This window comes from Candidatus Rokuibacteriota bacterium, from assembly GCA_016209385.1.
Lineage (GTDB): Bacteria > Methylomirabilota > Methylomirabilia > Rokubacteriales > CSP1-6 > JACQWB01.
The window spans coordinates 68,065-89,703 of sequence record JACQWB010000265.1; the positions used below are offsets into that span (position 1 = coordinate 68,065).

Annotated in this window: 18 protein-coding genes; all 18 read right to left on the reverse strand. The window is 68.6% G+C overall.

What is annotated here, in order from left to right:
• Positions 1-21: 21 nt before the first annotated feature.
• The 18 genes from HY726_20095 to HY726_20180 all read right to left on the reverse strand — a co-directional run bounded on the left by HY726_20095 (position 22) and on the right by HY726_20180 (position 21,316).
• Positions 22-1,770, reverse strand: a complete 1,749-nt coding sequence (locus HY726_20095; GenBank protein ID MBI4611298.1) for a methyltransferase domain-containing protein — start codon at positions 1,768-1,770, stop codon at positions 22-24.
• Positions 1,767-2,945, reverse strand: a complete 1,179-nt coding sequence (locus HY726_20100; GenBank protein ID MBI4611299.1) for a glycosyltransferase family 4 protein — start codon at positions 2,943-2,945, stop codon at positions 1,767-1,769. The genes HY726_20095 and HY726_20100 overlap by 4 nt, the downstream gene beginning before the upstream one ends.
• Positions 2,942-4,345 (reverse strand): O-antigen ligase family protein, encoded by a 1,404-nt coding sequence (locus tag HY726_20105; GenBank protein ID MBI4611300.1) that lies wholly within the window; start codon positions 4,343-4,345, stop codon positions 2,942-2,944. The genes HY726_20100 and HY726_20105 overlap by 4 nt, the downstream gene beginning before the upstream one ends.
• A gap of 1 nt (position 4,346) precedes the next feature.
• Positions 4,347-7,043, reverse strand: a complete 2,697-nt coding sequence (locus HY726_20110; protein MBI4611301.1) for a polysaccharide biosynthesis tyrosine autokinase — start codon at positions 7,041-7,043, stop codon at positions 4,347-4,349.
• Between the two features lie 7 nt (positions 7,044-7,050).
• Complete coding sequence (locus HY726_20115) at positions 7,051-8,112, reverse strand: SLBB domain-containing protein (GenBank protein MBI4611302.1); 1,062 nt, start codon at positions 8,110-8,112, stop codon at positions 7,051-7,053.
• Entirely contained in the window at positions 8,109-9,206 is a 1,098-nt protein-coding gene (locus HY726_20120; GenBank protein MBI4611303.1) for a hypothetical protein, read from the reverse strand. The genes HY726_20115 and HY726_20120 overlap by 4 nt, the downstream gene beginning before the upstream one ends.
• An 11-nt stretch (positions 9,207-9,217) precedes the next feature.
• The gene (locus HY726_20125) at positions 9,218-10,012 is read right to left on the reverse strand and encodes an AAA family ATPase (GenBank protein MBI4611304.1); all 795 of its coding nucleotides are present in this window, start codon (positions 10,010-10,012) and stop codon (positions 9,218-9,220) included.
• A gap of 139 nt (positions 10,013-10,151) precedes the next feature.
• Positions 10,152-10,469, reverse strand: coding sequence for a hypothetical protein (locus HY726_20130; protein ID MBI4611305.1), 318 nt, complete (start codon positions 10,467-10,469; stop codon positions 10,152-10,154).
• Positions 10,470-10,518: 49 nt separating this feature from the next.
• Entirely contained in the window at positions 10,519-10,971 is a 453-nt protein-coding gene (locus tag HY726_20135; protein ID MBI4611306.1) for a response regulator, read from the reverse strand.
• On the reverse strand, positions 10,968-12,464 hold the full coding sequence (locus tag HY726_20140; GenBank protein MBI4611307.1) for a response regulator: 1,497 nt from the start codon (positions 12,462-12,464) through the stop codon (positions 10,968-10,970). The genes HY726_20135 and HY726_20140 overlap by 4 nt, the downstream gene beginning before the upstream one ends.
• On the reverse strand, positions 12,461-13,855 hold the full coding sequence (locus HY726_20145) for a hypothetical protein (protein ID MBI4611308.1): 1,395 nt from the start codon (positions 13,853-13,855) through the stop codon (positions 12,461-12,463). Before HY726_20145 ends, HY726_20140 begins: the two co-directional genes overlap by 4 nt.
• An 8-nt stretch (positions 13,856-13,863) precedes the next feature.
• Positions 13,864-14,310, reverse strand: a complete 447-nt coding sequence (locus HY726_20150; GenBank protein MBI4611309.1) for a response regulator — start codon at positions 14,308-14,310, stop codon at positions 13,864-13,866.
• Positions 14,297-15,829, reverse strand: coding sequence for a GAF domain-containing protein (locus HY726_20155; protein MBI4611310.1), 1,533 nt, complete (start codon positions 15,827-15,829; stop codon positions 14,297-14,299). The genes HY726_20150 and HY726_20155 overlap by 14 nt, the downstream gene beginning before the upstream one ends.
• A gap of 384 nt (positions 15,830-16,213) precedes the next feature.
• Positions 16,214-16,687: a hypothetical protein gene (locus HY726_20160; protein ID MBI4611311.1), complete on the reverse strand. Its 474-nt coding sequence runs from the start codon at positions 16,685-16,687 to the stop codon at positions 16,214-16,216.
• Positions 16,684-17,556, reverse strand: coding sequence for a hypothetical protein (locus HY726_20165; GenBank protein ID MBI4611312.1), 873 nt, complete (start codon positions 17,554-17,556; stop codon positions 16,684-16,686). The genes HY726_20160 and HY726_20165 overlap by 4 nt, the downstream gene beginning before the upstream one ends.
• 216 nt (positions 17,557-17,772) lie before the next feature.
• Positions 17,773-19,125: a sigma-54-dependent Fis family transcriptional regulator gene (locus tag HY726_20170; GenBank protein MBI4611313.1), complete on the reverse strand. Its 1,353-nt coding sequence runs from the start codon at positions 19,123-19,125 to the stop codon at positions 17,773-17,775.
• Positions 19,125-20,855, reverse strand: coding sequence for a GAF domain-containing protein (locus tag HY726_20175; protein MBI4611314.1), 1,731 nt, complete (start codon positions 20,853-20,855; stop codon positions 19,125-19,127). Before HY726_20175 ends, HY726_20170 begins: the two co-directional genes overlap by 1 nt.
• A gap of 257 nt (positions 20,856-21,112) precedes the next feature.
• Positions 21,113-21,316, reverse strand: a complete 204-nt coding sequence (locus tag HY726_20180; protein ID MBI4611315.1) for a hypothetical protein — start codon at positions 21,314-21,316, stop codon at positions 21,113-21,115.
• Between the last annotated feature and the right edge of the window lie 323 nt (positions 21,317-21,639).

A 21,639-nucleotide genomic window follows, 5' to 3' on the forward strand; every position in this document is an offset into this window, starting at 1 on the left:
GCGCGGGCAAATGAATGACCGTCAGCGGCATGGTGCGTCCAACGAGGTATGGGGGTCCCGTGCCGGAACTGGCGGTGCCGAGGCGCGCGTTTCCTGGCGGTGCGAGGGATGGGCTGCGCCGTACTCATTTGCCCATGCCCGGCAGGTCCGCCGGTCGGCGCGGCGCTGGAGCAGCAGGAGCACCAAAAAGTACGGGAGCCCCGCGACAGCCAGAAGCCAGGCAAACCCGACCGGTATTCCGACGAGGCAGGCGAACACCAGGACCAGGGCGATGCTGGACATGCCGGCCACACGCCAGAGGCAGAGCGGAAGGGCCTGGAGCTCCCAGTACCTCCGCCGCCCGCTCAGGTCCACGGGGCCCAGCTCCACGAGCCGTGCCCGCCAGGGGTTCAGCCAGGTGAGCGCTTGGTGCATGAGCCCGAGGCGAACCGCGTAGTAGCGGAACAAGAGCCCGATCAGGCGACCGCGCCAGCCTCGCCCGTGCTCGCCCGCTGACGCGACGATCCGCTCCCGACCCTCGCGGATCCCGCCACCGGCTCCCCGTTCCGCCACGCTCCGGTAGTCCTCGCTGTAGAAGTACTGGGAGGCCGTCAGGAGAAGGGCCGCCGCGAAGCTGACGGCGAGGAGTACCAGCCTGGCCGGCAAACCGAGGTCGCTCCGCCAGACCGCGAGACCAAGCGCAACGGAAACCAGGAGGAAGGTCAGGTCGTCAGACGTGTGATCCAAGACTTCTCCCCGGAGACTCGCGAGGCCTTTTGTGCGGGCAAGCTGGCCGTCGGCACAGTCCACGACGATGGCCAGCTGGAGAAGCAGGGCCCCCATGATGAGCGCGGGCCACCCCGCGAGGCTCAACAGGGTCGCCGCGGCCAGGCCGAGCAGGCAGGACACGGCGGTCAACTGGTTGGGGGTCACCGTGGTCGGCCCGAGCCAGCGGACGATCCGATCAGCCGCCGGCCGGTTCAGGAAGCGGTCCGTGACGTCCTCGACCCGTTCCGGATATGGCCAACGCCCGCGCTCGACCACCGCCGCCGCGTGGACCACGAAGGGATCGACGAGGGGAGCCAGAAACGGGACCGCGCTCGCCCCCTGGGTGAGGCGGAGGGCCAGGCGGTAGCCGCCGAGCTTGGTCAGGACTTTGAACCCGACTGCAACCATCCGCTGGAGAGGGGTCAGCGCTGCCAGTGGCCTCAGGTTCAGGTGGAGCTGGACGGGAACCGCGCGTGCCTCGGGAAAGACCCGTCGGACATGATCGAGGAACGCGCCCGGCGTCTGGAAGTCATGGCCTGGCCAGTACCACCCCGACCGCCCGGCGGGCACAATCCTGCTAGTGACCAGGATGGTGGGCTGCCGCCCGTTCGCGCCGTCCACGATCCGCCTCAGCACACGCTGGCTATCCTCGGGCGCCAGCCAGTAGATCGCATCGAGCCAGCAGATCAGCTCGAAGCGCGTGAACCAGTCCGAGGGCAACTCCCGCACGTCGCCGGCCTGGAACGAGACGGTCGGGAGCTTCAGCCGCGCCCGCTCGATCACCCGGCTTGACAAATCAAGGCCGGTGACCTTTTCGGCGACCCGGCAGAGTCGGGCGGCGAAATCTCCCTCCCCGCAAGCCAGATCCACCGCTGTCCTGACGGGCTCGCGCGGCAGGAGGCGCTCGAGTTCGGCGTACCGGACCCGCTTCTCCGGTATCGTCCGGGCGCCCCAGGGGTCCTCCTGCCTCCGGTAGAGGGCGTCCAGAGCTTCCTGTGTGCTGGGGAGGGGATCGGCGGTCATCGCCTCCCCCAGTTCCGGATCGCCTCCAGGAAGAGCCCCTCCATTCGCTCGGCCACATGGGCCCACGAGTAGCGGGCTTCCACGAAGCGCCGGCCCCATGTTCCGAGCGCGTACCGCTTGGCCTGGTCCGCCAGAAGCTCCGACACCGCATCGGCCAGGGCATGGGGATCGTCCGGTGGAACCGCCATGGCCGCCCGGCTCTCCCGAATCAGCTCGGCGAGGTCAGGGAGGTCGCTGGCCACCACCGGCCGCGCGCAGGCCCAGTAGTCGAAGAGCTTCAACGGCGAGGTGGGCCCGCGGCGCGCGACCATCGGGGCCAGGGCCACGTCCATGGCATTGATGCAGAGGGGCACCTGCCGGTAAGGCACCTGCCCGGTGAAGCGAAACGCCGCGCTCAGCCCCTTCGCCCGCACCATGCCTTCCCAGGCCGGGCGCATCTCGCCATCGCCCACGAGGAGGAAGAGCGCGCGGGGGCAGCGCTCCAGGATGGAGGGCGCGGCTTCGATCAGGGTCTGGAGACCCTGGTAGCCGAAAAACGTTCCCGCGAACCCCACCGTCGGACGGTCAGGCTCGAGACCGATCCGCTCGCGGGCCAGCGCGGGAGGGACGGGTCGCATCTGCTCCAGGTTCGCGCCGTTCGGCAGGACCCTGATCTTTTCCGCCGGGAGCCCGTACCGGTTCCTCAGGACACGGCCGAGCTCCTCGGAGACGGCCGCGACGAAGTCCGCTCTGGGGAGGATTGACCGGTAGAACGCCCTGGCCCATGCCGCCCTGACCCGGTGGCCGCCGAGCTCCGCGTGATGCGCGGAATCGCCGTTCAGCTCGAAGATGAGCGGGCGCCGGAGGAGCCGGGCGAGGAGCAACGGAGCGGGCGAGAGACCGCCGGTGACGTAAATGAGATCCGGGCGGGCCGCGCGCGCGGTCCAGAGTGCGCTCACGAGGAAGAGAAGCTGGACGAGGAGCGGCCGAAGCCCGGGCAGATCGAGGAACGGAAGCCGCACCACCTCAGCGCTGGTCTCCTCCGGTGTCCGCGTAAGCCTCGGGCAGAAGACGATGACCCGGTGCCCCCGCCGCCCCAGAGCTTCTGCCTTTTCCCAGGTCGCCCGAAAGCCGCCCATGTCGCACCGGACGCGCCGATCGTACTGATAGGAGAGCCAGAAGATCGTGAGCCTCATCGGACCTGTCTCCGGACCTCTGGCCTCGACGCCGGCGCGGGAGGCAGACGCTCCACCTCCGGGATCATCACGACCATCCCGGCCAGAAACCAGAACGGCTCCATGATCCGCACGATGATGAACGTGTTCGCGCCGATGGAGTGAGCAACCAGGGCGACGAGACCGGCCAGGAAGCCCAGGGCCACGCCCTTGAACAGCGGGTCCCGGGTCGTCTTGAGGATGGAGCGGGTCTGGCGGAGCAGGCTGAACTGAAGCCAGAGGAAGGCTGACAGCCCGACGAGGCCGGTCTCCACGAGGACCCGGGGATACTGGGCGTCGATGAAGCGGTAGCCGGTGACGCCGTAGCCGAACAGGGGATGGGCGGTCCAGTCCTCGAAGAACGCCTGGCGCCAGTCCCTCAGCCGGGCCGACGTGGAGGTGTCGAGGCGGACCTCGCCGAGCTGGACCTGCTCCGAGTGGAACGGCTGGGTGATGGTGTAGAGGACGCGGTCGACCACCGCCTTCGGGGTCACGACCGGCAACAGCGCCAGCGCGAGCGCGAAGAGCGCGGCCAGGAAGCGCTTTCGCTCGCTCCAGGCAAACAGCGCGCCGGCCAATGCGATCAGGGCGAGATAGGAGGCCCGCGAGAGGGTGAAGAGCAGCGGGAGGAGGATCAGGGCAGCCGAGCCGGCGAGCAGGACCTTCCTCCGGAGAGAGTCGCTCGTGAGGTAGAGCCCCGCGACGACAGCGAGCATCAGGACTAGATATCCGCCGAACGTGTTCGGCTCGCCCCTCGATCCCTCGAAGGGCGCGGAGACCCGGCCGCCCGACGGGATCTGGAGGATGCCGATCAGGGCTGACACGGCGGCCGTGGACAGGAGGGCGACGAGAAAGCGCTCGTACTGTCTCCGCTCGCGGAGGTTGTTGACCACCATGAAATAGATCACGACGTACTGGACGTACTTCAGGACGAAGAGGGCGCCCGCCAGGATCTTCACCTGCCCCAGGATCATCCCCAGGCCTGTCGCGAAGAAGGCGGCGAACGTGTACGCGGCGATCTGCCGGTTGAGCGGCGTCCTGAAGAGGAGGCCGAGCTCCTTGTACAGCGCCGTCTTCCCGAGCCAGGCCAGGCCGACGACGGCGAGGAGGAGGTCGTCCAGGCGAAAGGTGAGGCCCCGTCCCAGCCCCGCCTCCGCGCCGAGCTCGCCCAGGATCACCTCCGGGCCGAGCAGCATGGAGAAGATCAGGAGATAGAGGGCCAGCTCGTTGCTGGCGGCGGCGATGATCAGGACCGCGAGGCTGAGCCCGACCCCCAAAGCGGCGGGCACGGACAGCTTGGCCAGGACAGCGCTCATCAGGACGGCGAGGGAGACGGCGGCGAGCAGCGACCCCGCCGTTGCGGTCTCCGCCTGCATCCGCATGTCAGCGCCCCGAGGCTCGGCTAACGACCCGGAATCCCTCGACCTCCCCGTCCAGGATCAGATCCCACCCGAACACCTCGGCTTCTCCACGAGTGTGAAACGCGCCGACCAGGACCCGCCACCAGCGGTCATCGCCCAAGGTCCGCACCTCGCTGACGGCCGCCCGCAGGCCCTCAGCCCGGTATCGGGCGACGTGCCGGTCGGCGTTTGCCCTTGTCCGGAAGACGCCAACCTGGACTGCGTAGGTGGGTCGCTCTGGCCCCTTGGGCCTCTCGGGGTCATCGGATCTGCGGAGGTCCGGGGATGGCTCGGCCTGAGCCGGGACCTCCACGCGTGCGCGCGCGACGGGCACCGGAGGGGCGGTACCCGGGCTGGCCGAGTCCGCCAGCTCCCTCGAGTCGGGAAAGAGGTCGAACTCGCCGGCCCACCAGGCCCAAACCCCCGCCGTAAGGGCCAGGAGAAACAGCGGCGCCAGCACCACCGCTCCCACGACACTCTTGCGGTGCGAGGCCAAAAGACTCGCCCAGCCCGTGGCAGGGGCGGGTCGCCGGCTCCTATCGCCGTACCGGTAGCGGTAGTAGGCCATCTCGGCATAGTCCGGGCTGACCTCCGCCCTCACCCCGGTCAGGCACACGCCGACGATGCGAGCCCGCGCCGCCTGCAGCAGGGTCTTCGCCCGTCTGAGGGCGGCTCGGGCGGCGCTTCCGACGCGAACGACAACGAGCGTCCCGTCGACGCGCGAGCCGAGGATCGCGGGATCAGCGACCGGCAGGACCGGCGCACAGTCGAGCACGACGTAGTCGTACCGCTGGCGGACCTCGTCCAGGAGGTTTGTCACTCCTTCGGTGCTCAAGAACTCCGTGGGGTTCGGGGGCTGGCGGCCGCTCGGGAGCAGGAAGAGGTTGTCGATGCCCCGCCGGTCGACGAGGCCCTCCACGCCCGCAACCCCGAGGACGAAGTCGGGGAAGCCCCGGATCGCCTCCTCGAGCCGGGCGTTGCCGACCAGCACCTCCGTCAGCCCGGGGTCCTTCGGGATCCCGAAGGCGTGGTGGAGGAACGGGTTCCGAAGATCGGCCTCCACGAGGAGGGTCCGTTTGCCGAGTTGGCTCAGGGCGATCGCCAGGTTGATAGCGACCGTGGTCTTGCCCTCCATCTGGGTCGAGCTCGTCACCATGATGGTTTTGGAGCCGCCCTCGAGCCCCGAAAAGAGGAGGTTGGTCCGAAGGCCCCGGAAGGCCTCGGCGATCCGGGATGCCGGAAGGAAGAGGCTGATCAAGAACCCGTAGCGTTCCTCGGTCGCCTTGTCGAGGACCACCGCCTCACCCTTTTCCTCGGACAGCGCCGCCCGGACGTCGAGATGGGGGATCACGCCGAGCACGGACGTCTCCAGGAGCGACTCCACCTCGTCGATGGCGCCGATCGAAGTGTCGAGCGTCTCGACGACGAAGGCGAGAACGAACCCGACGACGATGCCAATGACGAGCCCGACGGCGGCTTTCGGCACCGCCTGCGGTGCGTTGATCGGGCGAAGCGGCCCCACCGCCGGCCTGACGAGGCTCACCTCCCCGACCTGCTCCTTCTCTTTGATCAGGGTCTCCTGATGCTTCTCCTTCAGGAGCGAAAAGATGCGCTCGCTGACCTTCACCTCCCGCTCCATCCGGGCGATCTCGAGGGCCGCCTCGGGAATGGTGGCCTGCTGCTGCTTCAGGCGGCCGATGCTCCGCCCCAGCTCGTCCGCCCGGGCCTGCAACGCCTGGACCCTGCCGGTCAAGGCTTCCCGCAGCTTCTCACGGACATTGGCGATCCGGGCGTCGAGCTGTTTCACCTGGGGATGGGCGGGGAGGAAGGAGAGCAGCAGGTTTTCCCGCTCGAGCGTGAGGTCGGACAGGGACGCGTAGAGCTTGGCCTGGGCCGGGTCGGCGGCGTCGGGCGAGAGCTCCGTCGGGCGCGCCGGCGACTTCCCGTCTCCGAGCAGCCTGACCTGCGCCTCCGTTTCGCCCACGGCCCGCCTGACCCTCGCGTAGTCCACCTCGAGGCCAGCGAGGCGGTTCAGGATCCCTTTGGTCTCTTCCGGCAGCAGGAGGATCGCGTTGGCCTCCTGATACGCTTTCAGCCCGTCCTCGGACTGCCGGAGCTTTGCGCCGACCCCCTCGAGCTGCTTCTCGATGAACTCCCGCGCCTCCCGGACCTGCCGGTTGCGCGTCGCGTAGTTGTCCTCGCGGAACGCCTCGGCCAGGCTGTTGGCGATCCGCACCGCGTCGTCGGGATCGGGGGCGGTCGCGCTGATCTCGATGAGGTTGGTGGCCTCGACCCGTTTCACCTCCACCTGGTCCTGGAGGTCCTGGAGCACCTGGAGATAGGCGGGCGTCGCCTGGATCCGTTCCGCAGTGGCGTCCCCAGGGATGAGCCCCAGTTTCTTGGCGGCCGCGCTCATGACCGGGAAGCCCTTGATCAGGGCGGCCTGGGTGCCCAGGTTCCCATCCGGGTTGTACGCGACGAGCTCCTGGAGGAGCCCGGTGACGCTGAGAGCCCGCTCCACCCGCACGACCGCCGTCGCTCGATAGAGGGGCGTGGGGGCCTGGAGGAACGCCAGCGTGAAGGAGAAGACGCCGAAGAGGAGCGGGACGAGGATGACGATCCCCCGCCGGCGGCGGAGGATCCTGAAATAATCTCTGAGGTTGATGTCGTACTGGGCCATGCGCCCCTCAGCGGGCCACGGTCCCCAGCAGCTGGATCTGCAAGGGAATCGACAGGGGAAGGGCGAGGAACTCGAGCGTGGGCCGGAGCTTGGCGAGGAACGCGTTCCAGTTCCCGATGGGGCTCCGCGGCAGCAGGACGAGATCGTTCGCCTGAAGCGGGATGTCCTGGCTCTGGTCTCCCTGTTCGATCACCTGGCGGAAATCGACCTCCACGACACGAGGGTTGTTCAGGCTCCCGCGTACGATGCGGGCGCTCCTCAGGACCGCGACCGCCGTCGGCCCGCCCGCCTGAGCCAGGGCCTGCGAGAGGCGCATGTCCGGCATCAGCGGAAAGGCCCCGGGGGTCTTGACCTCGCCAAGGACAAAGACCTTCTTCTCGTCCGCCGGACCGCGGGGTGGGATGAACACCACGTCTCCCGCGTCGAGGACGAAGTCGCGGATGGCGTGGCCGTCGGAGAGGAGGTGGAAGAGGTTGACGGCGAGCGAGCCGCCGTCCTGGCGGAGCACGCGTACCCGCTCCAGGTTCGCGTTGGGCGCGGGGCCGCCGGCTTCGGCCAGGAGATCCAGGAGGGTGGTTCGCCCCTTCAGGGGGAACGATCCGGCCTTCCCGCCCACAGCCCCGAGCACAGCGCCGCGCTTGCTGTTGTATTCCCTGACGAGCACCTCAACGCTCAGCTGCCTGTAAAATGGGCTCAGGATCCGGCGGATCTCCTCGGCAGCCTGGTCCGTTGTCCGCCCGCCCACCTTCGCCTCGAGGAAGGCGACGCTCACCATCCCGTTCGCCTTCACCGCGGCCGTCTGCCGTTCCTGGGCCAGCCCCCGCGTCAGCAGGATCTCCACGAGGTCACCGGGCCCGATCTTGTATTGAGGGACCCCGTTGAGGGTCACGAAGGTCTGATTCTCCGTCACGGGCTGGGGGAGCGGCGACGCTGCCTGGGCCTCGGCCGCGGCCGGCAGCGGGACGGTCAGGGCGTCCGTGGCCCGGGGAGGCGGAGGGAGCTGAGCCGCACAGGCCGAGCCCAGCAGGAGCAGCACCGCGAGCAGGCACACGTTCCGACACGCGTTCACGGGAGGGCCTCCTCAGCGACGGAGTCCTCGATCTGGTGGAGGGGGCTCTGGCGGAGGTCGACCACCACGGGCTCCTCGAGCCAGCTCCCTCGGCGGACCACGAGGGCCACGACCGGACGGAGCGGGACATCCTTGTTCGTCCTCACGACGCGCGCGATCTCCCCTGTGTTCAGGCGGACCAGGCTCCCCACCGGGAACATGGACAGCGACCGGATCAACGCCTTGAGGATCCGGTCGGGGAGAGTTGCCCGCTCGCGCTGGAGGATCTCCCCGAGGCCCTCCAGGGGCCCGCGGAAGGGCCGACGATGGACCAGGCTCGCGTAGAGCCCCGCCAGGCGGATGATCGCGGCGTACTCGTCCATCCGGTCTTCGGAGTGGCGCGGGCGTTCCGCCTTCTGGTAGAGCTTCTCGACGACCTCGGCCAGCCAGGCGTACTGGGGCCCGAGCTGCCTCAGCCGCTTCGCGCCGTCGCGGCGGTGGGTCTCGACGAGGGCCCGTTCGGCCGCGGCCAAGGGCTCCCGCATCCCCACCACTTCCCGCGGCGTCCAGGCCGTCCCGATGTCCGCGAGCAATGCGGCCAGGCCCAGCTTGTACAGCTCCTCCGGAGCGTAGCCCAGCTCGAGCCCCATCTTGAGCGACAGGATGCAGACGTTGACCGCCTCCCGCGCCGGGCTCCGCGACAGGCCGCCTGCGGCGAAGAACGGGACCAGTAGGGCATCACCGGTCTCCAGGTTCTGGAGCAGGCTCTCCACCGTCTTTCCAGCGCCGGCGATGGGAAAGTCGGCAGCGTTCCTGGCCGTCTCCAGGAGATCTTCCACGGTCTCCACCGCGGCCTGGAGCACCCGGCTGGCGGCCTCAAAATCCTCCAGCCGGGGACTGCCTCGGTCGGGCTTCGGCAGGCTTGAGGGCTGATCAGGCACCGGGCCGGAATCCGCGCACGGGGCCGGGGGCGGCCCGCGGTCTGGCGGCGGAGACGCCGGCTCCAGCCGCCGGCGGAGCAGGTCGCTGAGCCTGCGGGAGCCCGTACTGACCTCGCGCGGAGGCCCGCCGGGCTGCTGCCCGCCGCGCCGGACGATGTCGCTCAGCCTCGCCATCTCCCCATCACCTACACAAAGGCCAGGGCCGCCTCCACCACGGAGGCGTCCACCGCTTCGGCTCGTCGCTTCCAGCCGTCGTAGAGGCAGAGGTCGCAGAGGTTGTTGATGCTGCGCGGGATACCGCCCGTCTCGCGGTAGACCAGGTCCATGGCCTGGTCCGTGAAGATCGGCGCCGTCGCCCCGGCTTTCTTCAAGCGAAACGTGATATAGAAGGCGGTCTCCTCCGGGTTGAGAAAGCTCAGGTTGAGGCGGAAGGCAATCCGCTGGTTCAGCGAGGGCAACCTGGCGAGCCGCGTCCGCAGTTCGGGCAGCCCGAGCAGGATCAGCGAGAGGAGGTAGCGGTCGTTGAGCTGAAAATTCAGGAGCATCCGCAGGTCTTCGAAGACCGCTTCATCCGCGATCGTCTGCGCCTCGTCGACGATGAGGACCGTCGCAGCTCCCCGCTCGGCGTTGGCCAGGAGGTGATCAGCGAGCGCGCGGAGGAGGACGGATCGGTGGGGGCTGGGACGGGAGAGGCCAAGCTGCAGGGCGATCTCATGGAGCAGATCCCGCCCCGCCAGGGCGGGGTTGATGACGAGCCCGACGTCGTACTTGCTCGCGTCGAGTTGCGAGAGGAAGACACGGCCCAAGGTGCTCTTGCCGCACCCGACCTCGCCGGTGAGCAGCGCGGCACCCTTGCCGTGGTCGACGACATACGGGAGCCTCCCGAGGACCTCCAGGTGGACAGGCAGCGGGCAGAAAAATGCCGGGTCGGGGACATTTTGAAACGGCGCCCGGCTCAGACCCCAGTACGCTTCGTACACCTATCGGCTTCCTCCGAGAGATTCGCCGGCGGGCGACCGACACGCGAGGGCAATCCCGACCCCGCCCGGCTCCGCTTTCTCATCGGTTCGCCTCCATGGGCGGTCATGGCCGCCCCGTAGGCTCGGTGCTGCCGGGCCTCTATGGCCCACCGGGCGCCCCCGGGGGGACGGTGACCTGCCCATCCCGCGCGTGCTTCAGCTCGTCGATGACCGTCAGCGACTCAGGGAACAGCTCGGCGTGATGGAGGCGCACGAACCACCGTGAGCCGCAGGAGTGACAGTCCATCACCATGCTCCCCTGGAGCCCCATCTGACGGTTCGGGCTCAGAAGGTAGACGCGAGACAGCCGGAGGCCGTGCTCGTAGGCGCAGCCCCGAAACCTGGCAACCCGCTCCGCCGCGCTTTCTCCACCCTCCGCTCTCCAGCGAACGTTGCCAGCCAACGGGTCTCGAGCCATCGGTCCCACTCTCCCTGACGTCGAGGTTCGGTGGACCTCTCGCTCCACTCTAGCCCCTGTCAGTTTTCTGGGCTCCCCCCAATCCGGTCCCGATACCCGGACCAGACCGGTTGGCTGCCGGGCGCGGCCGCCGGCTGGCCTTGCGGCCCAACTTGACCGCGACCATCTGGCTGAGCTTCGCCGGGTCGAAGGGCTTGGTAATGTAGTCGTCCGCTCCCACGGCAAACGCCCGTTCCACATCACCCATCCGGCCCCGGGCGGTCAGCATGAAGACCGGGATTTGGGAGGTCTTCGGATCCCGCTTCAGGATCGGCAGCGCCTCCAGCCCGTCCATCCCGGGCATCATCACGTCGAGCAGAATCAGGTCGGGCGCCTGCTCGCGCGCCGACGTCAGGCCCTCGGCGGCCGACGAGGCGATGGACACCTCGTGGCCGTCCAGCCGCAGGTTGTAGTCCACCAGCTCCTGCATGTTCGGATCATCGTCAACGATCAGGATCTTCATCGCGCCTCCTCTCGCCCGTAGGGTTGTGGGCGCGGGAACGTGACGCGAAATCGGCTCCCGCAGCCCTGTTCGCTCACAACATCGATCCGTCCCCTGTGACGCTCGACGATCTCGCGCACGATCGTGAGCCCGAGCCCGGTGCCGCCTCCCTCCGCTCCCGGCACCCGGTAAAAGCGCTCGAAGATGCGCGGAAGGTGCTCCGGCGGGATCCCGATCCCGGTGTCCTCCACCTCCAAGCTCACGCTCTCCCGGTCCCCCACGAGGCTCACCTCGACCCGTCCGCCCACGGGGGTGAACTTCAGGGCGTTGCTCAGGAGGTTCTGGATGACCTGACAGATCCGATCGAGGTCGCCGACGATCTCGAACCCGCTCTCCTCGATCGAATGGAAAAGCTTGACGCCCTTCTCCTCGAACAGGGGCGCCATCACCGTCATCGTCCGGTCCACCGCTTCCGCGAGGGAGAACCGCTGCCGCTTCACGTGGATCTGGCCCGACTCCATGCACGAGATGTCCAGCAGTTCCTCGATCAGCGTCGTGAGCCGTTCGCTCTCCTTGTAGATGATCGTCAGGAACCGCTCCCGCGTCTCCGGCGACATGCTCTTGTCCCGGAGGACCGTCGAGGTGAACCCCTTGATCGACGCCATCGGTGTGCGCAGCTCGTGCGACACGTTGGAGACGAACTCGGTCTTCATCCGGTCGAGCTCGCGCTCCCGTGTGATGTCCCTGAGCACGGTCACCTGGCCCAGCGCCACACCGGTCGCGTCCCGGACCCGCGAGCGGGTCGCCGCCAGGACGCCCGCGCCCGGGTGGGTGATGTGGAGCTCGCGCTTGGAAAAGTCCCGGTCCTCCTCGAGCCAGCGGCTCCACTCGGCCGCGAACTGGAGGTCGGCCAGACAGAAGAGAAACCGCTGGCCAACCAGCACGTTCTCCTTGACGCCCAGCAGCTCCTCTGCCGCCGGGTTCAGGAGGATGACGCGATCCTGGGTGTCGGTGACGATCACGCCTTCACCGATGCCGCGGAGGATCGCCTCCAGCCGATCGCGCTCCCAGGCCAGGTCCCGACTGAGCGTGCGGGCCGTCTCGAACAGGCGCGCGTTCTCCAGCGCCAGCTCGTGCTGCTTGAGGACCTTGTGGATCGCGGAGGGGAGGGTCGTCGAGTATCCGGCAGTCTTGATCACGTAGTCCAGGGCCCCTGCCCGCATGGCTTCCACGGCCACGCGCTCGTCGCCCTGGCCGGTCACCATGATGATCGGGACCGAGAAGCCGCGCTTCCGGATCTGCTCGAGCACCTCCAGACCGTTCATCCGGGGCAAGCTGTAGTCGAGGAGGACGACCGAATAGGCCCGGGCCTCGAGGGCGTCGAGGCAGGTCGGGCCGTCTCCCACGACCGTCACCTCGGCCGGGGGGTCCTGTCGCCGGAGCGCCCGCGTGACGACCTGGGCGTGGTCGGCGTCGTCTTCGACCAGCAACACCCCGATCACCTCGCCGCTCATGGCTTCGCGCCTCGCTTCACGGGCCACACCTTCGGGACGGTGAAGCGGAATGTCGCGCCGTGACCCTTCGCGGACTCCACGCAGACGCGCCCCCCGACACCTTCGACGATCTTCTTCCCGATGGTGAGCCCGACCCCCGTTCCCTCGGCCGGGATCTCGTTGAGGCGCTCGAAGGCCTCGAAAATCTTCGCGTGGTACGCCGAATCGATCCCGATCCCGTTGTCCTCAACCGAGAACTCCACCCACTGGTCGCGATCCTGGGCCGCGATGCGGATCTCCGGATCACGGTCGCCCGTGAACTTCACGGCATTGCTCACCAAGTTCCGGAAGACCTCGCGCAGCTCGTCACGGTCGCACCGGAGGGTCGGCAAGGACCCGTCAATGGTCGCCTTCACCGGCCCCGCGCCGAGAGCCTCACAGGTGTCGCCGACGACCTCGCGGACGAGCACGGACACGTCCACCTCCTGCGGCACGCTCGGGTCCGTTCCGATCCGGCTCAGGGTCACGAGGTCAGCCAGGAGCTGGTCCTGGTGCTCCGCGTTCTCCTGGACCCGGCGGAGCAGCCGCCGGGCCTCGGCGGGCAGGCTCTCCGCGCACGTCTCAAACACGGTCCCGCTGAGCCCGTGGATCGCCACGGCCGACGCCCTGAGGTCGTGCGAGATGGTCTGGAGGAAGAACTCAAGGGTGGCGTTCCGGTCCTTCAGCTCCTCGGACCGCTCCGTCAGGGTCCGCTCCAGCCCGAGCTGGCTCCGGTAGGCGATTCGTACGATCCAGAAGAGGGAGAGGTAGAGAAGGACGGCCCCGCCGAGCGACGCGCCCCAAACCGCCGCGTTGACGCGTCGAATGGCGGCAAAGAGCCGGGCCGGCACCTTGTAGATTTCCAGCACCCCGATGGCTTCGTCGGGCCGGTCCGCCGAGAATATCGGGACATACACCTCGGCCAGCTTCGCCAAGCGCTCGCGCTCGTAGAGGTGCTCGGCCTTCGTCAGCGGCTTCAGCTCCGCGCTCACCCTGCCGCGAAGCGCCTCCTGCAGCTCCGCGTTGCCCGCGAACCGCTTGCCGATGATGCGCGCGTCGGTGGCCCAGATGACGGTGCCGTCCCGGTCCCAGACCTTGACCCGCACAACCTCGGGCAGGTTCAGGAGCGAGCCGAGCGCCTCCGCGTACTGCTGCGGCTTCGCCCGGAGGTGGAGATCGGTGAACAGGCGCTCGAGGGCGTACGCGCGGACCTGATAGCGGACGAGCTCGGCTGTCCCGTGCCACTCCGACTCGAGCATGTTGCGCGTGAGGACGTGGGAGGTGAGGAACCCGAGCGCGACGCAGAAGATCAGCACCGAGACGAAGCTCAGCAGCGAGAACTTCTGCAGGAGATTCAGCCGTCGGGGCCGCACGTGGCCTCCTATCCCTCGGGGAGCAGGTTGGTGAGCATCCAGTAGAGCTTCACCGTGGCCACCTTCTCCGCGAACTCCGCGAACCTCACCGGCTTGGTCACGAAACTGTTGGCGCCGGCCCTGTAGCTCTCGTTGACCTCGTCCTCGCGCGCCGACGTCGTCAGCATGACGACAGGAATCGTCCGGAGCCGTTCGTCCCGCTTGATCTGACGAAGCACCTCGGTTCCGTCGACCTTGGGGAGCTTGATGTCCAGAAGGATCAGCCCCGGCCGGGGGGCCCGGACCCCGTCGCCGTACCGGCCGCGCTGGTTGAGAAAGTCCAGAGCCTCCTCCCCGTCCTTCACCCAGAAGACCTCGTTCGCCAGGTTGCCGCTCTGCAGCGCCCGGAGCGTGAGCTCGGCGTGGTCCGGATTGTCCTCGACCAACAGAATGGTGATGGACCTATGCCGATCCATGGCCGCCCGTCCTGGGCCCCTGTCGGAGTAACAGGGTTGAATGCTCTCGCGCTCCTGGCAGTTCGCCGGCCATTGCTGGTTCCACTCCGAGCGCGGGCTTTGCCCGCGCAGGTTCCTCGGGGGGAGGTCCGGAAGGGGCGGGTACCCGGGCATCCACGCCGAAGGCGTGGGGGTGCCTGGGTGGCCCCCCGCCGGGTTCCCTGGGCCCCTTGGGCCAGGTGAAGTGGAAGGTCGCCCCCTGACCCTTGGCCGATTCGACCCAAATGCGCCCGCCCGCGGCCTCGACAATCTTCCGCACGATAGCCAGCCCGACCCCGGTCCCTCCGGCCTCCACCTCGTGGAGGCGCTGGAAGACCTCGAAGACCCTCTCGTGATGGGCCGGGTCGATGCCGATGCCGTTGTCCTTGACGTAGCAGTGCACGAACTCGCCATCGTCCACGGTTCCGATCTCCACGGTGGGCTCGGCGGCGTCGCCGATGTACTTGATCGCGTTGCTGACAAGGTTCCCGATCACCTGCTGGATCTGGCTTCGGACCGCCCAGACAGTCCCCAGGTTCCAGCCGATCACCGTGATCCCGCGGGTCCTGATCGGCTCGGCAAGCTCCACCAGGAGGTCGTCCACCAGCTCGGCCAGCGACACGGGCTCCGGGGGGCGCGCCTCCCGGCCCACCCGCGACAGGGTCAGGAGATCCCCGATCAGGCGATCCATCTGCTGGATGTTGGCGTTGATCCGGTGCAGGTAGTGCTGGCCTTCCGCACCGAGCTTTGGTCCGTACTCATCGATGAGCACGCTCGCCATCCCCTGGATCGCGATCAGGGGAGCCTTCAGGTCGTGGGACACGCTGTAGACAAAGCTGTCCAGCTGGGCATTTTTCTCCTTGAGCGCCCCGGCCTGCGCCTCCGTCGCCGCGAACAGCCGGGCGTTCTCGAGCGCCGTCGCCGTCGTGGTGGCCAGGAGGTCGAGCAGCTCCTCGTCTTCACGGCTGAACTCCCGCAACGCCTTCGTCACGACCACCAGCGCGCCCAGCACCCGGTCACGCAGGATCAGGGGAACCGCGATCTGGGAGACGTACCCGCCCGCCCGCACCCACTCCCGGTTCACCTGCAACGGATCCTCGAGCAGGTTGGCGGAGTAGCGCCTGCTTCTGTGCGCCACGACCCATCCCACCAACCCCTGACCGAGGGGGAACTCGGCGCTCGTGTTGCTGGGTGCGGTGTCGCCCTGGCGAGCCCTGCTGGCCGCCAGACGTAGCACTGCGGCCGCCTCGTCCACGACCCAGAGCCGGGCCAGGTCGCCCTTCAGGAGGTCCAGGGCCGCGTCGGTCACCAGGTCGAGAATCCGGGCGCGCTCGAGCGACGAGGTGATCAGGTGGCCCAGCTCGGTGAGTCGCTTCATCCGCGACACGCGGGCCTGGACGGCATCGAGCCCGAGGACTGCCCCGGGGTCCACCAGCCGGGCGTCGCAGGCAGCGTTCGGGTGACCGACGATCGCTGTCAGGTCCTGGATCTGCCCTTCCATCCCTCAGGGGCCCCACGTCGCCACTCGGTGAACTGCATCGAGCTGTCCCGTCACGCGCAGCCCTCCGTTGCCCGTGTGTCGACATCCCGGCCTGCCATGCTGTCAGACCCGGTCAAGGGCGGGTCGGGGAGATCCCCGTAGACCATGCGGAGGCGTCCGTGGGAGATACACTTCCCCTTCGGACTAATCGGCAGCCAGCGGCCGCTTCCGGAGGGGCGCATTTCGAGCCGAGGGGCTCCGGACGAGCCGCAGGCGAGGACAGCCACGAGGCGAGGCCCGAGTTAATCTCGGAGGGCGCCGGCCCCAATTCGAGCGCCGGCTCCGCCGGCGCAACCCGGTGCGGGGGGAGGCTTCGGAGGGGGCCGTCGAGGCCCCCTCCGATTACTAGGCGAAGGCCAGCTCCAGCTCGCGCGAACCGCAGCGGGCCGAGCACAGGCGGAGGTCGGAGCGAGAGCTCGGGAAAGGTTCCTCGCACCGGGCGCACGACCGCACCCACCAAGCGCGGGGGTTCACCTCGTGCTTGAGGAACAGAAACACGGCGAGCGGGTGCGCAGTTTTCATGACGCGGCAGATCGCGTAGAAGTCGAGCCCGGCGCCGTTGTTGAAGAGGAGAGTGACTTCGGCGCGCTGCGCCTGGGTGAGCGGCCGGTACTTCGGGGCGTCGGGATCCCGGTTCATGGGCACGCCCTGGCGGGTCAGGCGCGCCAGGGCCGTGAGCACGCGCTTTCGGTCGCAGTTCAGGATCGCCGACATCTCTTTAATCGAGCAGCTCCGCCGGAGAAAGATCACCTGGGCGATGAAGGTCGGGTCCACCTTGAGCGAGATCGCTCTCCCGGCGGCATCGTCGGGGAAGCTCATCGCCACCCGGTGTCCTCCTCGGCGAGCCGGATGAACTCCGCCAGGAGCGTCTGGACCCGGTCCCGGCTCTCGCGGCCGGCAGCCTCCACACCGGCGTCCAGGTCGCCGAGCGAGAGGCCGCGGAGCCGCTCGACGTGCGGGCTGGACAGCGGCGGGCTCGAGACGGCCACCAGGAACAGCAGGGCTTCGGACACCCGCGATCGCGGGAGCAGGCGCAGGAGCGCCGCGCTGTCCCCATCCTGCGCCAGTTGACCGGCCAGCTCCAGGCCGTCGGCGCCGGCCCCCGGAAGCTCGCGGACCAGAGCAAGGGTGGCCAGGTTGAGCCGCACGACCCCATCGGCCAGGCGCGCGGCCAGCTCGTCGGCCGAGGGGCGAAGGGACGCCCGGGAAAGCTGGCAGGTCTGCTTGAGAAGCGTCACTCCCTCGAAGGGGTCCACGGTCCCCGCGCGCCGGGCGCGGGAGAACGCGCGCACCAGCGACATCTCCAGCTCACGGTAGCGGCGGCGCGCGGCAGCCCTGAGGTGTTTCACCTCGTCGCCGGCCGACGCGGTCTCCAGCGGGAACAGCTCGGATCGGACGACGGCCAGGGGGACCCGGTCGGGGGCTCGCAGCGGAAGGAGGGCCTGGGGGTGGCCCGCCGGCAGAACATTTTCGATGTCGCCCGCGCCACACTGCTCGCCGAACAGCGCCGTGGCTGCCGCCTGAAACCCGCGCCCTGACAGGCACCGCAGGTCGCTCAGCAGGGCGAGCAGGTTCCAGTTGAGGTTGCCGACGAGGCGTGCCAGCGCGGCGGCGCTCGACGGCAGAGATGATCCGCCGGCCCGTCCGGCCCCGTTCGGCACGAGGCGAACCCGCTCACCACGTTGCACGGCAGCTCTCAGGATCGTAGCCAAAGTGTTCCGTTGAGCGTCTGAAAAGACCAGCGTGACGACTGCCGATAAGTTGAGCAAGATCCGTTCCACGCAGGGGCTGAGACGCAAGTTCCTGATTTTCGGTACGCGGGGGAACTGGGGTCCGACCCGAGGTCAGGAGGGGCCAGGAAATCTTCCCGGCAGTGCAGGAAATTTTTCCCGGCCGGAACGGGATCAGCTCTCGGTGGGGGTACCGGCCTTCAGCTTGTTGTAGAGCGTTTTCGGATCGACACCCAGAATCCGCGCGGCCTGAGCCCGGTTCCCGCCCGTCCGTTCGAGCACCTTGGCAATGTAGCGGTGCTCCACTTCCTTGAGCGGCGGGAGTCCCTCGTCGGATTCCAGGGAGGCGGCCGCCACCGACAGGTGGAGCCCCACATCGGCAGCGGTGACCTCCTCTCCGTCGGAGAGGGCGACGAACCGCTCGACCATGTTCCTCAGCTCCCGGACGTTTCCCGGCCACGAGTGCCGGCAGAGCTCGGCCATCGCTTCCGGAACGATCTTCACCAGCAGGTGGCCCGGAGGGATGAGGAGCTGAAAATAGTGATTTACCAGGAGCGGGATGTCCTCGGCGCGTTCCCTGAGCGGTGGGACCCGGAGCACGATCACCCCGAGCCGGTAGTACAGGTCGTGGCGAAACCGCCCGGCCCGCACCTCCGCGGCAATGTCCTTGTTCGTGGCTGCCAGAACGCGGACGTTCACCCGGATCGTGCGCCCACTCCCGAGCCGGCGGATCTCTCCCAGGTCAAGGGTCCGGAGCAGCTTGACCTGCATGGCGGGGCTCATCTCGGCCACCTCGTCAAAGAAGAGGGTGCCGTTGTGGGCGAGCTCGAGGAGCCCGTGCTTCTGCGCCGTGGCGCCGGTGAAAGCGCCCTTCTCGTGGCCGAACAGCTCGGACTCCAGCAACTCGTCCGGCAGCGCCCCGCAGTTCACCGCCAGGAACGGCATCTCCCGACGCTGGCTGTGCCCGTGGATGTGACGGGCGGCCAGCTCTTTGCCGCTCCCGCTCTCGCCGACGATCAGCACGTTCGACTCGGAGAGCGCCGCCCTGTCCAGGAGCGTCTTGAAGGACTCCAGCGCCCGGCTCTTCCCGACCAGCAACGGGTCCGGCTCGGACTGGGACACCGCGCGACGGAGGGACCGGTTCTCCCGCTGCAGGCGGCGCCGCTCGGCAGCCCGCCTCACCACCTCGAGGACCTCGGCGAGGCGGAACGGCTTGGTAATGTAGTCGTACGCCTGCAGCTTGAGCGCCTCGATGGCGGTCTCGGTCTCGGCGTGGCCGGTGATGATGACGACTTCGGCTTCGTGGCCGTCGGCCCGCATGGCCTTCAGCACCTCGATCCCGTCCCGGCGCGGCATGCGCAGGTCGAGGAGCACGACGTCGAAATCGCGCGCGCGGAGTGCCTCATCGGCTGCGACGCCGTCCTCGGCGGTCTCCACCTCGAATCCCCGCCGGGCGAACTCCCGCGCGAGCCCCTCGCGGAGGCTGGCCTCGTCCTCGGCGATCAGGATCCGTAGCCGGTCCCCCATCAGCCGCGCTCTCCTTCGATCAGCAGCGGGAGCCGGACCACGGCCCTGGGCCGTTGTTCAGGGTCTCGGCTCTCGACCTCGATTTGGCCGCCGTGCTCCTCTGCGATCCGCTGGCTGACCGTGAGGCCAAGGCTGATCCCTGTGCCGTCCGTGCTCGCGGCCACCGGCGCCACGCTGATCTGCACCGTGGCCGGGGCGATCAGGGCCGTCGCCACGGTCACCGCCCCCCCGCCTGGCGCCGCGTCCAGCGCGTTGACGACGAGGCTCAGCATGAGCAGGCGGAGCATGGAGGGATCGCCCCAGACGATCGCCGGCCGCTCCGACGCGTGGCGGACGATGCGCTGCCTGGCCCCGCGCACCTCCAGCTCGGCGAGGCCGAGGGCCTCGGCGATCGGGACCTCGATGTTCACCCGCTCGTACCTCAGCGCCGGCCGCCGGGAGAAGTCGAGGAGCTGCCGGATGAGGGCCTTGCACCGGAAGACCTCCCGGGAAATGACCGAGGTCGCCTCGAGCAGGTGCGGGCGCGCCGGGGCGCCCGCCAGCTCTGGCGTGTCCAGAAAGCTCGCGAGAATCTCCGCGTGGAGCGCGATGGCCCCAAGCGGGTTGTTCAACTCGTGCGCCAGCCCCGCCGACAGGCGCCCCACCGAGGCGAGGCGCTCTTGCTGGAGAAGCGCGCGGAACGACTCGCGACGCGTCTCCGCCATGGCCCGCTCCGCCTGGACCAGCCGGACGTGGTCGATCGCGAGCGCGGCCTGGGCGGCCATGGTGCGTATCCGCTTGACATCTTCGTGCGCGAACCGATGGGAGAAGAGATAATCCACATGGGCGACGCCGACCAGCCGGGTCCCGACCGTCAGCGGCACCCCCAGCATTGAACGGATGCCGTACGTTTTGACGATCAGAGCCAGGCTCGCGTCCGCCGACAGGTCCTCGATCGCTACCGGCGCGAGAGTGCGCGCCACCTCGCCGACAAATCCCTCGCCGATCCGGGTGGCAAACGACCCGGCCACCTCGGGGGGGAGCCCGACGCTGGCCCGCGCGACCAGCCGGTCGCCTTCGACGAGCAAGATTCCCGCGGCCTGGGCCTCGGCACCCTTTTCGATCCGCCCCACCAGGTGATCGAGGAGCGTGTCGAGCGGAAGATCCCTCAGGCCACCCTCGGTGATCTCGAGGAGGAGCTGGAGGTCCTCCTCTATCCTCTGGAGCTGGGCGAGGCGTTCCACATCGCGGATCAGGAGACCCGCGACGAATGCCAGGGGGGTGAGCCGCTCCACGTCTTCGGTGGTGAACGGCCTCGGAGTCACCCGCATAAGGTCCAGCGAACCGACCCATTCGCCGTCAACCCGCAGCGGGTATGTCAGGACCGTCTGCACCCCGAGGCGGACGAGTTCGGGGACCGCGTTGGGGTGAACGGGATAATCGTCAACGAGAATCGGGCCTGCTGACTGCCGTGGGAGGCCAGCCAGGCAACGCTCGGAGCGGATCGAGAGATGGGACGGCAAGTTCCCGAGGCAGGCGTACCGGAGCGGGCCAGCCTCGGAAGTGGGAACGGCCAGCGTCCCGGCGTCAGCCTCTAGCCCCTCAACGGCGACGGCGATGACCCGGGACAGGAGCGTCTCCGGCTGAAGGTTCGGTGGCCCCGCGAACAAGCCTCGGAGGGCGCCCTCGAACGTCCCAAAGCCCTGGTTTCGCATCGCGAACCGCCCATCACCCTCGAGGACCTGTTCCAACGGGAAACGCTCCTCCCGACCCGGAACGTACAGCGGCGAAAACGACAGCAGAATAGCCTATTCCAGCGGGATCCTCAAGCGCCTGTCCGGCGGGCCCGGCCCGCCTGCTCCTTGAGCAACTACATGTTGTATGGCCGACCGATGGCGGCGCAAGGCGAATGACGTTGGGGGGGATCCGGCGGCGGAGCGGGACGAGGGAGGTCGAGGGGCGGTCAGCCCGTCAAAGGGTAGGTCCCCGGGCCCAGGACCCGGGCCGGTCAGACGATGCCGTGACCGGGGGCGTAGATCGGGATGCGCGGGAGCAGGTCCTCGGGGAGCGTGACGTGCTCGTAGCAGCAGAGGCAGTAAAAATCGACCTCGACGCCTCCCCGCGTCCCCCGGAACTGAACCCGCTGACGGCAACGGGCGTGGTAGATGCCCTCGTCAGGCTTCCGGAAAACGGTCGCGATGGGTGGGCTCACGGGTGAAGTCAGCTCACGATTCGACCGATGACGCTCGCGCGAAAGGGCGGAGCCGGATTTCCGGCGTGGGCCTCCACCGTGGATCCTGACGCGCCGGCGCGCGGCGCTGACTCGGGCGACAACCATATCTCAGCCTCCGGGAAACGTGGTCTCCTCACGGGTTATCATCGGCTGCTCCCCGAAGAAATCAGAGCCTACGACAATCGGAGGGGGACACCCACGCCTTCGGCGTGGGTACCCGGGCCCCCTCCGAGGCCTCCCCCAGGAATGGTGGTTCGAGCCGAGGGGCTGCCGACGAGCCGCAGGCGAGGAGAGCCACGAGG